At 40.3% G+C, this 13,496-nt stretch carries 9 protein-coding genes and 1 pseudogene; 6 read left to right on the top strand and 4 right to left on the bottom strand.

What is annotated here, in order from left to right; genetic code table 11:
• The first annotated feature begins 52 nt into the window (after window positions 1-52).
• The 3 genes from sat to cysC all read left to right on the top strand — a co-directional run bounded on the left by sat (window position 53) and on the right by cysC (window position 3,644).
• Window positions 53-1,231, top strand: a complete 1,179-nt coding sequence (gene sat / locus OMHG_RS07545; RefSeq protein WP_010649746.1) for a sulfate adenylyltransferase — start codon at window positions 53-55, stop codon at window positions 1,229-1,231.
• Between the two features lie 112 nt (window positions 1,232-1,343).
• Window positions 1,344-3,026, top strand: a complete 1,683-nt coding sequence (locus tag OMHG_RS07540) for an SLC13 family permease (protein ID WP_336884685.1) — start codon at window positions 1,344-1,346, stop codon at window positions 3,024-3,026.
• 15 nt (window positions 3,027-3,041) lie between these two features.
• Window positions 3,042-3,644, top strand: a complete 603-nt coding sequence (cysC, locus tag OMHG_RS07535; protein WP_010649742.1) for an adenylyl-sulfate kinase — start codon at window positions 3,042-3,044, stop codon at window positions 3,642-3,644.
• Window positions 3,645-3,772: 128 nt separating this feature from the next.
• Here the strand turns inward: cysC and OMHG_RS07530 are convergent, their stop codons facing one another.
• Window positions 3,773-5,146 (bottom strand): FAD-binding oxidoreductase, encoded by a 1,374-nt coding sequence (locus OMHG_RS07530; RefSeq protein WP_010649741.1) that lies wholly within the window; start codon window positions 5,144-5,146, stop codon window positions 3,773-3,775.
• 519 nt (window positions 5,147-5,665) lie between these two features.
• Here OMHG_RS07530 and OMHG_RS07525 point away from each other — a divergent pair.
• From OMHG_RS07525 to OMHG_RS07515, 3 genes are all read left to right on the top strand, one after another.
• The gene (locus tag OMHG_RS07525) at window positions 5,666-6,436 is read left to right on the top strand and encodes a gluconate 2-dehydrogenase subunit 3 family protein (protein ID WP_010649740.1); all 771 of its coding nucleotides are present in this window, start codon (window positions 5,666-5,668) and stop codon (window positions 6,434-6,436) included.
• 29 nt (window positions 6,437-6,465) lie between these two features.
• Window positions 6,466-8,181, top strand: coding sequence for a GMC family oxidoreductase (locus OMHG_RS07520; protein ID WP_010649739.1), 1,716 nt, complete (start codon window positions 6,466-6,468; stop codon window positions 8,179-8,181).
• A gap of 181 nt (window positions 8,182-8,362) precedes the next feature.
• Window positions 8,363-8,596, top strand: a complete 234-nt coding sequence (locus tag OMHG_RS07515) for a twin-arginine translocase TatA/TatE family subunit (RefSeq protein ID WP_010649738.1) — start codon at window positions 8,363-8,365, stop codon at window positions 8,594-8,596.
• Window positions 8,597-8,813: 217 nt separating this feature from the next.
• On the opposite strand, the gene OMHG_RS07510 is transcribed toward OMHG_RS07515, so the two are convergent.
• From OMHG_RS07510 to OMHG_RS07500, 3 genes and pseudogenes are all read right to left on the bottom strand, one after another.
• Complete coding sequence (locus OMHG_RS07510) at window positions 8,814-10,514, bottom strand: sensor domain-containing protein (protein ID WP_010649737.1); 1,701 nt, start codon at window positions 10,512-10,514, stop codon at window positions 8,814-8,816.
• Between the two features lie 235 nt (window positions 10,515-10,749).
• Window positions 10,750-11,412 (bottom strand): peptidylprolyl isomerase, encoded by a 663-nt coding sequence (locus OMHG_RS07505; protein WP_010649736.1) that lies wholly within the window; start codon window positions 11,410-11,412, stop codon window positions 10,750-10,752.
• 226 nt (window positions 11,413-11,638) lie between these two features.
• A pseudogene (locus OMHG_RS07500) lies at window positions 11,639-12,849 on the bottom strand (Y-family DNA polymerase).
• Window positions 12,850-13,496: the final 647 nt, after the last annotated feature.

Here is a 13,496-nt window from a genome sequence, read left to right as displayed (position 1 = left end):
ATACAGCTGACTCTTTTCAAAAGAAATACGATGATAGATGGAGGTTTTGATTATGACAATAAAGAACGAACAAGGCATCTTACCTCATGGAGGGAAGCTTGTACAGAGAGAATTGACTGGGAAGCAAAGAGATTCCTATCTACATAAATTAAATACACTGAAATCACTCAAGATAGATGCCTGGAGCATTTCCGATCTGGAGCTGATTGCAATAGGCGGATTCAGCCCGTTAACAGGGTTTATGGGGGAAGCGGATTATAGAAGTGTCGTTGAAAATGCCCGATTGGAAAACGGAATAGTCTGGAGCATTCCAATTACGCTTCCCGCAACAGTCGAACAGGCGGAATCGTTTGAAATAGGTTCTGAAATAGCACTTATTGGTGAAGAAGATATATGCTATGGAGTTCTAGAGCTAACAGAAAAATATCGTTATGATAAAGAAAAGGAAGCTGAACTTGTTTATGGTACGACAGATCCAGCCCATCCCGGGGTGAAAAAGGTATTTGAAAAAGGTGAAGTCTATTTGGCGGGTCCGATTTATATGCTGAATCGACCTAATCATGATGATTTTAAGGACTTTTATCTTGATCCATCAGAGACCCGGGAATTATTCGCCAAATTGGGCTGGAAGACTATTGTTGGTTTTCAGACCCGTAACCCTGTTCACCGTGCCCATGAATATATACAAAAATGTGCACTGGAGTCTGTAGATGGATTATTGCTGAATCCATTGGTCGGCGAAACGAAATCGGATGATATCTCGGCAGAAATTCGTATGGAAAGCTATCAGGTCATTCTAAAAAACTACTATCCTGCCAATCGTACGGAGCTTGTCATCTATCCAGCAGCAATGCGATATGCAGGTCCAAAAGAGGCCATCCTGCATGCAATTGTCCGTAAAAATTATGGTTGCACCCATTTTATCGTCGGTAGGGATCATGCTGGTGTAGGCGATTACTATGGAACTTACGAGGCACAGGAATTAATTTCTGAATATGAAGCGGAACTTGGCATCCAAATATTTAAATTTGAGCACGCGTTTTATTGTGTGAAATGCGAGAACATGGGGACAGAAAAAACGTGCCCGCATGATAAGGAACATCACGTCCATCTTAGTGGAACGAAAGTACGTGAGAAGCTCCGGAATGGTGAAGATCTTCCTAAAGAATTTTCACGTCCTGAAGTCGCTGCAGTGCTTATCAGAGGAATGAAACAGAACAATACAGACTAGAGGGTGTTGCTATCCGTGTCAGCAGAAATGATTTTTGTTCTAGCCATGGTTATTGCCATGTTGATTGCACTGCTGCTCGAGGCTGCCAGTCCTTCCATTATTGTCTTTTTCAGTGCTTACTGTTTTCATGACCACCGGTGTAATCAATCCGGGAGAAGCACTGAGGGGCTTCTCCAATGAAGGGATGATAACGATAGCACTTCTTTTTATCGTTGCTGGTGCTGTGCACAAAAGTGGGATCCTTGAAGATATCATGAAATTATGGCTCGCCGGAAGTAAAAGCGTAAAAGGTTCCATGATCCGATTTTTCATACCAATCTCGTTCCTATCGGGATTTTTGAATAATACACCAATCGTTGTCACTTTTACACCGATGATCAAAAAGTGGTGTGAGGAGCGGGGAATTGCACCATCCAAATTCTTGATTCCACTTTCTTATGCCACAATCATCGGTGGAACAATTACGGTTATAGGTACATCTACCAATCTAATTGTCCATGGTATGTTAGTTGACTATGGTTATGATGGTTTTTCATTATTCCAGCTGGCAATCGTTGGTATACCAATAACGATTGTTGGCCTTATCTATATCTTTACAATCGGATATAAGCTGCTTCCCGAACATAAAGGATTCCAACAGCAGATAAAAGAGGATTCACGGGAGTATCTTGCTGAGCTAATTGTAGAAGCGTCTTTTCCATATATTAACCAGAGTGTGGAGCACGCAGGATTGAGGGATTTGAATCACCTTTATTTAATTGGAATTATTCGTGGGAAAGACAGGATATCTCCTGTACGTCCTGCAACTATCATCCAAACAGGGGACCGTTTAATTTTTACTGGATTAATATCCACCATCGAGAGTATTCAAATGATGAAGGGGTTAACATTGCGAACGGGCACCCATTTGGATTTGGATGAATTAAAAAATGGCAATACGGAACTCGTGGAGGCTGTGGTATCTCATCAATCCTCCCTGCATTCCAGGACCATCAAACAATTGAAATTCCGTTCGCGATATGATGCGGGTGTAATCGCGGTTCATCGCAAAAATGAACGTATTACAAGTAAAATTGGAGAAATTGTCCTTAAGCCGGGTGATATCCTGCTGTTATTGGCGGGGAAAGATTTCGTGGAGAAACATAATCAATCCAATGATTTCTATGTGCTTACCACTTTGGAAACACCGGAGGCTTTGAGACGTAATCCCGCAAAAGGCCGGCTCGCCATTGTTTTATTTATATGTATGATTCTGCTGGTCGCATGCGGTGTGCTAAGTATGCTTAACGGCATGGCTATTGTCGTTGTTCTGTTGCTGCTGACTAAAGTGATTACGCCAGAGGAAGCGAAAAGGTTTATTCACTTCGATGTTCTTCTATTAATAGCCAGTTCTTTTGGCATTGGCATTGCGATGTCAGAAACCGGCCTTGCCAGCTGGATTGCGGAGGGATTATTGGATGTGGGCAAACCACTCGGATTGTTCGCTATATTGATTTTTATTTATCTTTTAACCAATATTTTTACAGAGTTGATTACCAATAGTGCTGCAGCGGTATTAATGATTCCAATCGGTCTTGAATTGGCAGAGGGCCTTCAACTTCAGCCAATTGGCTTTGCGGTCGTCATTGCGATTGCTTCTTCAGCCAGCTTTATCACACCAATTGGCTATCAGACGAACCTGATTGTGTACGGTCCAGGCGGCTATAAATTTAAAGATTATATAAAAGTAGGAACACCACTCAGTTTGCTTGTTATGATAATGACGGTTGTAATCAGCTATTACTGGTGGTTTTAGGAGGGAGAATGAAGTATGAGCGAACCATCAAATATCGTTTGGCATAACTCCATTGTAACGAAAGAGGATAGGGGAAAATTGAATAATCATAAGGGTGCGGTACTATGGTTTACCGGTCTATCTGGTTCAGGCAAGTCCACTTTAACGGTGGCCCTGGAAAAAGAGCTTTATGACTTAGGGACACATACCTATCGATTGGACGGTGATAATGTACGCCATGGTTTGAATAGAAATTTGGGTTTCTCCCCCGAAGATCGCGCAGAGAATATCCGCCGTATAGGAGAGGTATCCAAGCTTATGGTTGATGCCGGGCTCGTGACACTGACAGCATTTATTTCACCTTACAGGAAAGACCGTGATAAGGTAAGGGCGATTCTTGATGAACATGAATTTATTGAAGTATATGTAAAGTGCAGTCTGGAAGCATGTGAAGAGCGGGATCCTAAAGGATTGTACAAAAAAGCCCGAAGCGGTGAAATCAGTAATTTTACTGGTATTGATGCCCCTTACGAAGAACCGGAATCTCCGGAAGTCATTGTAAATACGGAACAGCTTTCATTGGAAAAATGTGTCGGGGAAATAGTGGATTACTTAAAGGAGAATGGATATGTAAAATGAATTAATCGCTGTCGAATCTGCGATGCGGCATGACGGGGCAATTTGCACGCCGGGCAATTTTTACGTGAATACCCTAAAAACACCTCCCAAACCGGGAGGTGTTTTTAGGGTTATCCCATCAACTTGCCTTAAATCAGTTTATTGGGATTTAAAATAGAGTTAGGGTCCAGCACTTGTTTAATCTTTTGCATTATTTTTAGGGCATCTCCGTGTTCTTTCTCCTGATACTTCCGCTTGCCGATTCCGACACCGTGTTCACCGGTACAAGTCCCGCCGCGAGCAAGTGAATATTCCACTATCTGTTCGTTAAGATCTTTAGCTTTTTGCACTTCCTCCAGATCATTCATATCGATCATCAAAATGATATGATAATTCCCATCACCAACATGACCGGTAATTCCTCCAGGAAGTCCAAGTTTGTCAAGAACCTGTCTTGCATGGCCGATTGCACCGGCCAATTCGGAAATGGGAAGGCAGACATCGGTTACCATCATTTTTCTGCCTGGATAACTATGGATGTAAGCATATGCCAAATTATGCCGGGCATCCCACAGCAGGTTGCGGGCAGCGGTATCTGTTTCAAATTGAATGTTGAGGCAGTTGAAGTCAGCAACGATTTCCTGAGTAAATGCAATATCCTGCTGTAATCCTGCCTCGTTTCCATGAAATTCAAGGAATAGGGTAGGAAGTTCTGTATAATTGGATTCACTGAACCTATTAACCTGCCTTATTGATTCTTCATCGACTATTTCAATTCTCCCCATTGGTATGCCAGCCTGCAATATTGCTACAACGCCTTCGATCGCATCCTCAACCGTCTGAAAGGTTGCCCTGGCTGCAGTCATAAACTCGGGAATACCACAAACCTTTAATGTTAATTCAGTAATACAGCCTAAGGTGCCTTCCGATCCAATGAAAAGGCCATTTAAGTGATAGCCTGAAGAAGATTTTGCAGCCAATGTGCCGGTATGTATTTTCATGCCATCTGCAAGGATCACCTCCATATCGCGTACATTATCCCGCATGGTTCCATACTTTACGGAAAGCGTTCCACTGGCATTTGTTGCTGCCATCCCGCCAAGGGTTGCGTCTGCACCGGGATCAACCGGGAAGAAGAGACCGTACTTTTTCAGCTCTTTATTTAACTGCGTTCTGGTGACTCCAGGCTGCAATGTAACAAGAAAATCTTTTTCTTTAATGTCAATTATCTTATTCATTAATGAAAAATCAATTGTGATTCCATGCTCGTACGGGATGACATGTCCCTCAAGGCTTGAACCCATTCCAAATGGATAGATAGATACGCTGTTCTCGGATGCCAGCTTTACAATTGCCACTACCTGTTCCGCCGTTTTCGGATATACAACAACATCCGGTCTGCTTGGCAGATGGTAGGACTCATCTCGGCTGTGCAATTCAAGAATTGAATCATTGCTGCTGATTTGACTTTCCTCCAAAAAATTGTGTAATTCAGAAACCACATTATTCAATGCTGTATCCACAATAATCTCCCCTAACTTATAAAGAATTTCCACTATTTAAACTATTTTAATTTACCATGTAGTATATAGGAACTCCGGTTGAAAGTCTATTCAGAATCGGAGCATTTCAAATATCTTAATTTAGAGAAATCCATATTTATGTAAACCTTTCCAAAAAATGCCGCCAGAGAGATGATTAACCAATGCGAAGTTTTTGCATATTGATTTTTAAAAACTATATTGCTATAATACTTTCTTGTGAGAAAGTAAGAGGATTCGGCCAATTCATTTTTAGCGAATACATATTTTGGTGCCGTTTCTGATTTTTTTATGGATTCAGCTTTTCTCTTTTTATTTTTGATATTAACATGGTAGATTTTCCCTATTTCTGTAAAAAATGACAGGAAAGGAGCCTAATCTGCTTTGTATTTCTATGTTCAATTATATTCTTAATTAAGAATATTTGATTTAAAAAGAGGGGTCTTTAAACTATAAATCTATAAAAATTCTTGCGAGATTAAGAAATTGGAGGGTAATAATATGGGAGTTTCAGAGAAAAACCAACTCGATGAAAAGGGTTCATCCCGACGTAAGTTTCTGAAAAATTCGGGTGTTGCTGCTGGTGGTGTGGTTGTCGGTGGCGTACTGGGCGGATTAGTTGGATTTGGAAAAGATAAGGAACCGGCTTCTTCTACAGCGACCCAGCCCGCAGAAAATAAATCTGCATCAAATCCAAACATGGCATTGATGTATTTTACGCCGGATCAGCTTGCTATTACGGAAGCTGCCGTTGAACGAATTTTTCCGGAAGATGAGAATGGTCCTGGGGCAAAAGAGCTTCTTGTTGGCTATTATATCGATCATCAATTGGCATTAGGATGGGGAACAGGAGCCAAAGATTATACTTCAGGCCCATTCTTCCCAGGTGAACCAACACAAGGATACCAAAGCAGTCTTAACAAACAGCAAATTTTTGATATTGGATTACAGGCAATGGAAAAGCATAGTGTAAGTTCTTTTGAAAAATCGTTTGTAGATTTAACAGAAGAAGAACAAGATACAGTATTAACCGATTTCGACGAGGATAAAGTGAAAATGAAGGGTGTGACAGCTGCATACTTCTTCAGTGTTTTACGCGCTGCAACAATTGAGGGTGTATATGCTGATCCTTTATATGGCGGTAACGCAGGAATGGAAGGCTGGAAGATGAAGAACTTCCCTGGTCACCAGATGAGCTATAAAGACATGATAGATAGTGAAGAATTCATTGAAATGGAACCAAAAAGCTTAAATTCTCAACATAGTCACTAATTAAAATAATAACGGTTAGGAGAAAGACAATGGCAAAAACGTTACCAAAAACAGACGTAGTATTAGTAGGGGTAGGCTGGACCGGTGGAATACTGGCTGCAGAGCTATCGAAAAAAGGCTATAAAGTAGTTGGACTTGAACGCGGAAAATACTTAAAGACTAAAGATTACTTTATGGCGCATGATGAACTTCGTTATGCACAGCGTTATGAATTAATGCAAGATTTATCCAATGAAACAATTACTTTTAGAAATAATGATAAGATGCGTGCCCTTCCGATGCGTCAATACGGTTCATTTTTATTGGGTACCGGTGTTGGTGGATCAGGAAACCATTGGAATGGACAAACTTTCCGATTCCTGCCATATGATTTCGAAATTAAATCTTTAACAGAAGAACGTTATGGAAAAAATAAGATTCCCAAAGACATGACTTTGCAGGATTGGGGAATAACATATGATGAAATCGAACCATATTATGATAAGTTTGAACAAATGGCAGGTATTTCAGGAGAAGATAATGATCTAACAGGTCATCGTTCTAATCCATATCCAACAAAGCCAATGACACCTTCTCCATCCATTCAATTATTTATCGATGCAGCTGAGAAATTAGGTTTCAGTCCGTACATGATGCCATCTGCCAACTTGTCGGAAGATTATACAAACCCGGATGGCATTTCCCGTTCAGCTTGTCAATATTGTGGATTCTGTGAAAGATTCGGCTGTGAATATGGTGCGAAAGCAACTCCAGTAGTAACGGTATTGCCTATTGCTGAAGAAACAGGTAATTTTGAAGTTCGTGACCATTCCAATGTTGTTGAAATTCTTCACGAAAACAATAAAGCAACAGGTGTAAGATACATCGATGTACAATCTGGAGAAGAATTCATCCAGCCTGCAGACGTTGTTGCAGTAACAAGTTATGTCTTGAATAACGCTCGTTTGCTCTTAACATCGAATATGGGTAAACCATATGATCCTGAAACAGGTACTGGTGTTATCGGTAAAAACTATGCATATCAAAATAACGGTGGATCTGCTACAGGTTATTTTGAAGAGAGAGAATTCAATTTATATTCTGGTGCCGGAGCATTAGGAGCATGTATCGATGACTTTAATGGAGACAACTTCGACCACGCAGATTTGGATTTCTTGCATGGTGGTAACCTTGCTATTACACAGCTAGGAAAACGTCCAATCGGCAATAACACAACTAAACCAGGAACGAAGAACTGGGGTAAAGATTTTAAAGCTGAATCTGTAAAATATCATAATAGAGCAATCACTGTTTCTTCACAGGGTGCTTCTATGCCTTATTCTTATCATTATCTTGATCTTGATCCAACATATAAAGACCAATTCGGAAATCCATTGCTTCGTATCACTTTCGATTACGAAGAACAGGATAAGAAAATGGTAGAGTTTATGGGTGACCAATCCGAGAAAATCATGAAAGAAATGGGTGCTACAGAAGTTGTGACAAATAGAGAAAAGGGACCTTATGATATCGTTCCTTATCAGTCAACTCACAATACTGGCGGTGTTATTATGGGATCAGATCCTGAAACAAGTGCACTGAACAATTACATGCAGATGTGGGATTTTGATAACGTGTTTGTACCGGGTGCGAGTGCATTTCCGCATAACTCAGGGTATAACCCAACAGGTACTGTAGGTGCATTGACTTACCGTGCTGCAGAAGGCATTGAGAAGTACATTAAAAATGGCGGACAATTAGTCTAATTTTTCTTGTAGTGGATTTTTCAGATCTTATGTCTATTTGTTGATTTTTAATGCAGCTAAAGGTATGATAGAATTCCTAATAGGAAGATAAAGTAATTTTCACCTGCAAAGAAATAGAGAGATCGCTTATAATCATTTTTAAAGTAGGGTATAGTGAATAAAAGCATGGAGGTGACACCTAATGGGTTTTGCAAACATAGGAATTCCAGGTTTGATTCTTATCGTGATTCTAGCACTAATCATTTTCGGTCCAAAAAAATTGCCGGAGATTGGTAAAGCTGCAGGACAGACACTTCGTGAATTTAAGACATCTGCTAATAGTCTCATGGATGACGATTCTTCAGAAGAAGATAAAGAAAAAGATAAAACTAAAGCTGTTTCAGAAAAAGTAAAAACGGATTCAGAAAAAGCATAAAAATTAACACCAGAATCTTCAGCGATTCTGGTGTTTTTTTATTGTATTGGAAATTAAAAATCTGCTGAATCTGGATAACAAGTAAAATTACAACGTCCAGATCTGAGCGCCAGCGACTAGCGAGACTTGATAAGGCAACATCGGCTCGCTTCGCCCGCTGTTTTGCCTTACGTTCAGGCCAGTACATATGTACGCTTACCGACGCTCTGCACTCTTGTTATCCTAAGCGGCCAAACAGCTCGGTAATTTCTTTGTTGCCAATCGGTCTGCTGAAATAATATCCTTGCCCTTCATGGCACTTTTGCTTCTTCAGGTAATCCAGCTGATCGATGCTTTCTATTCCTTCTGCAATAACTCTGAAGTTCAGGTTCTTACCCATACTGATGATTGTGTTGGCAATAATCTCGCCATCCCGGTCAAGATCGTCAATGAAAGACTTATCGATCTTAAGTGTGTCAATCGGAAGCTGTTTCAGATAGCTTAAAGATGAATACCCCGTACCAAAGTCATCTATTGATACTTTAACTCCCAAGTCCTTCAATTCATTTATCGTTCTTGAAGAGTTTTCAATGTCAAGAATGGTTCCTTCAGTGATTTCAACCTCCAAATACGATGCATCCAATAGGGATTCATTTAAAATTTCCTTCAAGTCTGGAATGAATTGTTTATCCTTGAATTGGATAGGGGAAACATTCACACAGATACGCTGCATGAGATGGCCGTTTTCCTGCCAATACTTCATTTGACTGCATACGGTAGCAAGAATCCACTTGCCTACAGGTACTATCAATCCATTTTTTTCAAGGATTGGAATGAATTCATTTGGTGCAACAGTGCCCAAATGACGGTTTTGCCAGCGGAGAAGGGCTTCAGCACCAACAATTTTACTGTTTTTAAGATTGACAATCGGCTGGTAAACAACAGAAAATTCATTTCTAAGGAGTGCTTCTTTCATTTCCAAGTCCAGCTGATAATTTCGCTCAAGCACCATATTCTGATGATCATTATTAAAGCCAAACTGGTTGCCGCCCAGCCTTTTGGCATGATACATTGCAGTATCGGCATCCTTTATTAATGCTTCAATGAAAGCGAGGCTGAATTCTTGCCCGGGGGGTATAGGTTCACTGCTTATCCCAATGCTCACTGTTGTGAATATCTGCTTCCCATTGGCATTATGAGGCAGGCTCAGCTGCCTTACTAATGTCTTTGCAATCTCTTTGACTGTTTTTGGGTTTTCATTATTGTTTAAAATGACGATGAACTCATCACCGCCCAACCGTGCTGTGAAGCCTGTCTCACGCAGATTTTCCTTTAATCGGCCGGCAACTGTCTTTAATATGAAGTCTCCCATATCGTGACCGAAGTTATCATTGATTGCTTTAAAATTATCAAGATCAAGAAAAAGTGCTGTGATGATCCCGTCCTGTTTCTTTGGCTGATTGTGAATCCATTTGCTGAATTGATTCCGGTTAGGGAGCTTGGTCAGTGAATCCGTATATGCCAGTGATTCAATAATCTCTTCATATTTCTTTCGTGCAGTAATATTATGGCTAATGACAATATATTGGTATGGTTTACCTTTTGCATCCATAAACGGGACAATCGTTGTATCTGCCCAATAATTACTGCCATCTTTTGCTTTATTTTTGATTTCACCCTTCCATACGTTTCCAGATTCGGTTGCTTTCTGAATATCTTTTAAGAAAGCTTCCGTATGGGATTCTGAATGAACCATATTTTGATCATTTCCAATTAATTCTTCCAAATCGTATTTACATAGCTCGCAATATTTCGCATTTGCATATTGGATAATCCCGCTGGCATCTATTATGACGATGCCTGTGGAGGCATCAAGGGCAAATTCGATATCCTTTAGTCTTTTGAGGATGGAGTCGTCTAACTTGGTTGGACAGTTCATCGGGAATACCTCTCTCATATACTGTGGCGTGATTGCATTATAGTCCTATTATACTATGTGTGACAAATATCGCAATAATCTGCATAATATTTAAAAAATATACATGCCGAACCATGAATCTACAGGAATTTTTAAAGAGATTTGGTGTAAATATGGGCAGGAGGGTGGAGCAGATACTCAAGGGGGGCAGTGGATTTGGATATACCAAAAAACCAGCCAGCAGCCGGTTTTCTGGTCATTCATTATCCATTTTCTCTGGTTCTGGGTAGTCGTAACCTTTGGTATCCACCACAACTTCTTTCATAATCTGATCTTTATCTGCCGAATCGCGTTCCTGAGCAACGATTCCATCGACGGCTTCCATTCCCTCTGTCACTCGTCCAAAGGCGGCATACTCACCATCCAGATGAGGAGAATCCTCCACCATAATAAAAAATTGGGATCCTGCTGAATCGGGATGGCTGGACCTTGCCATAGAAATAATGCCGCGTTCATGTATTAGATCATTTTCAAAGCCATTCGAGCTGAATTCACCCGGAATGGTATAACCAGGGTCTCCGGTACCGTTTCCGTTTGGATCGCCACCTTGAATCATAAAGTCAGGGATGACCCGGTGGAAAATCTGGCCATCATAGTACCCATCCTCTATTAAGGAAATGAAGTTTGCAACTGTATTTGGAGCAACATCCGGATACATTTCAATAACGATTTTTTCATCATTTTCCATGGTCATGGTTGCTGTCGGATTCTCTTCCACATCCGGATATTCTATTGGTCCAGTTGCTTGCTGACCGGATTCGTCCGCTGTGCTATTTTCTGCTTGATTTCCACAGCCCGCTAAAATTAAAGCAAACAAAACGGCTGTGAACGTAATGAATGTCTTTACTGATCTTTGCATGTCTATCGTAAGCCTCCTCATACTGCCATCGTGCATATATTATAGCATGGGAAGCTGAAGTACTGCCTGCAAAAAGCGATGCTCCAGACAGAAGCTTGTCAGTGCATGCCGCAGCACCGTTTCTATTTCTGTGAAGGTCTAAAGGATTAAGGCTATTGTAGAGAACCGTTTAAAAATACCCAGCTATATTGGGGAATTGCTTTTTGCGATTTCTATGGTGATGGTCCTACGCAAAATGCCCACCGATTTTCTTGCTCCGATCTAATGTAACGCCGCCTTCGGTATAGCTGGAAGCACGAAGAATTGCGGTAGATCCATATTTATCACGAATAGCATCCATCACATAGCCGATATCATTTTTCTTTGTACGATCTTCAAATAAATCGAGCTGTACCTGACCTTTACCTTTGTCAATTAAATTAGTCAAGGTTACATAAACATGCCGTATATTGCTATTTCCATCATAAAATTCTTTGAACAGCTGCATGCACACATGATAGACATCTATGGTCACATTCGTAGGAATATCGATAGATCGTGAGCGGGAAAATCCGCCACCGCTTTCCTTGGAATAGGAAATTCCCAAATGAATGGTTCTTCCTGTCTTATTTGCTGTTCGGGCTCTGCGGCATACTTCTTCACAAAGATCCAAAATACAATAAGCAACCTCCTGTCCCGTATAGTCCCGAAGCAGAGCTATACCATGGCCGAAGCCCTTTTGCCCCTGCTTGGTAAAGTTGCCAAATACAGGGCTAAGATCCACTCCCCATGCATGCCAGTATAATTGTTCTCCCATGATTCCAAATCGCTTTTTCAAATGTTCCAGGTTATAGTTGGCGAGCTGACCGAGAGTGGTAATCCCCATGCGATTCAGATTTTTCTTCATTCTGCTCCCTATTCCCCAAATATCTTCAATTGGGAAAGGCCAGAGTTTTTGTTCTACATCCTCATAGGTGCATTCTGCAATTCCAACCTTTTTGGAATGGAGATCCATCACGACCTTTGCGAGAAATTTATTATCACCAATCCCGATGGAAGAAGTTATCCCAAAGTTTTCTAAAATATCCTTTTAATTTTTTGTGCAACCTCCCAGCGGTTACCGAAGAGCCTTTCCAATCCGTTTATTGTTACCCAGACTTCATCAACCGAATACTGATGGATGGCCTCTATTGGTACAAATTGATTAATGAGCTTTGTTATTTCCATGGAAACATGCAGATAATCCGCCATATGGGCAGGAACGATATGAATATCCGGATCGTCCGGGAGTTCATAAAAACGACTGACATTGCTGATGCCGTGCTTTCGTTTTAATTCAGGGGAGGCGGCTAATACAATGCTCCCCGATCTGTTCGGATCTCCAACAACCGCAAGGAGCGTTTCCATCGGATCCAGCCCAAGCTTTACCGCTTCCACACTTGCATAGAAAGAACGCATGTCTTCTGTTGTCAATAGTTTGTTTATGATTAGTAAACTATATCACTTATTCTATCAATGAATTAAATGTAGAAATTATTGAAAACAGTTTAGTTAAGTATCTTAATTGGCTAGTCGGCATTAATATTATTGAATAAGATGATTAGTGAATTATAATTTTTAATATAATATTGCTCCCTACTTTTATAAAGGGGACATCCATTTTGATATGAGATATTAATTTCCTATTGTGTTTTTTATTGTATAATTTGGAGTACAAGCTTTATTTAGGGGGAGAAGAAAAATGCTATTTGAAAATGAATTAATTAAAGATAGATTTGAAGAGCTAAGAAGTTTTTTTTAGATTATGAGATTGAATTATACTGTGACGATCTATCAATTATAGAGGAAGAAGACCCAGAAGATCCTTCCACGTTAAAATTAAGTGCAGATACAGAAATTTCTATTTACCTTCCAAGAGCAGTAGAAGATGATTCTTTAAGGTTGGATTACTTACTCCAAATTGTGGAAGAAGCTAAGCAAGGGTATTTTCTCAATGATTATATTTTTTTGAGTAGTAAAAAGGCATATATACGTGTTGAAACTTCACAATTTAATTTTCAGGATTCATTTTTTGCTGAGATGAATTTCAAGTCTAACATTGATAT

Origin of the sequence: Oceanobacillus massiliensis str. N'diop (assembly GCF_000285495.1) — a bacterium.
GTDB lineage: Bacteria > Bacillota > Bacilli > Bacillales > Amphibacillaceae > Oceanobacillus > Oceanobacillus massiliensis.
Note: the sequence above shows the minus strand (reverse complement) of the source record. Positions and strands in the feature narration are given on the sequence as shown.

Bases quoted from the DNA above. Each gene is read 5' to 3' on its own strand.
- sat (WP_010649746.1), top strand. From the start codon at position 53: ATGACAATAAAGAACGAACAAGGCATCTTACCTCATGGAGGGAAGCTT.
- cysC (WP_010649742.1), top strand. From the start codon at position 3,042: ATGAGCGAACCATCAAATATCGTTTGGCATAACTCCATTGTAACGAAA.
- OMHG_RS07525 (WP_010649740.1), top strand. From the start codon at position 5,666: ATGGGAGTTTCAGAGAAAAACCAACTCGATGAAAAGGGTTCATCCCGA.
- OMHG_RS07520 (WP_010649739.1), top strand. From the start codon at position 6,466: ATGGCAAAAACGTTACCAAAAACAGACGTAGTATTAGTAGGGGTAGGC.
- OMHG_RS07515 (WP_010649738.1), top strand. From the start codon at position 8,363: ATGGGTTTTGCAAACATAGGAATTCCAGGTTTGATTCTTATCGTGATT.
- OMHG_RS07510 (WP_010649737.1), bottom strand. From the start codon at position 10,514: ATGAACTGTCCAACCAAGTTAGACGACTCCATCCTCAAAAGACTAAAG.
- OMHG_RS07505 (WP_010649736.1), bottom strand. From the start codon at position 11,412: ATGCAAAGATCAGTAAAGACATTCATTACGTTCACAGCCGTTTTGTTT.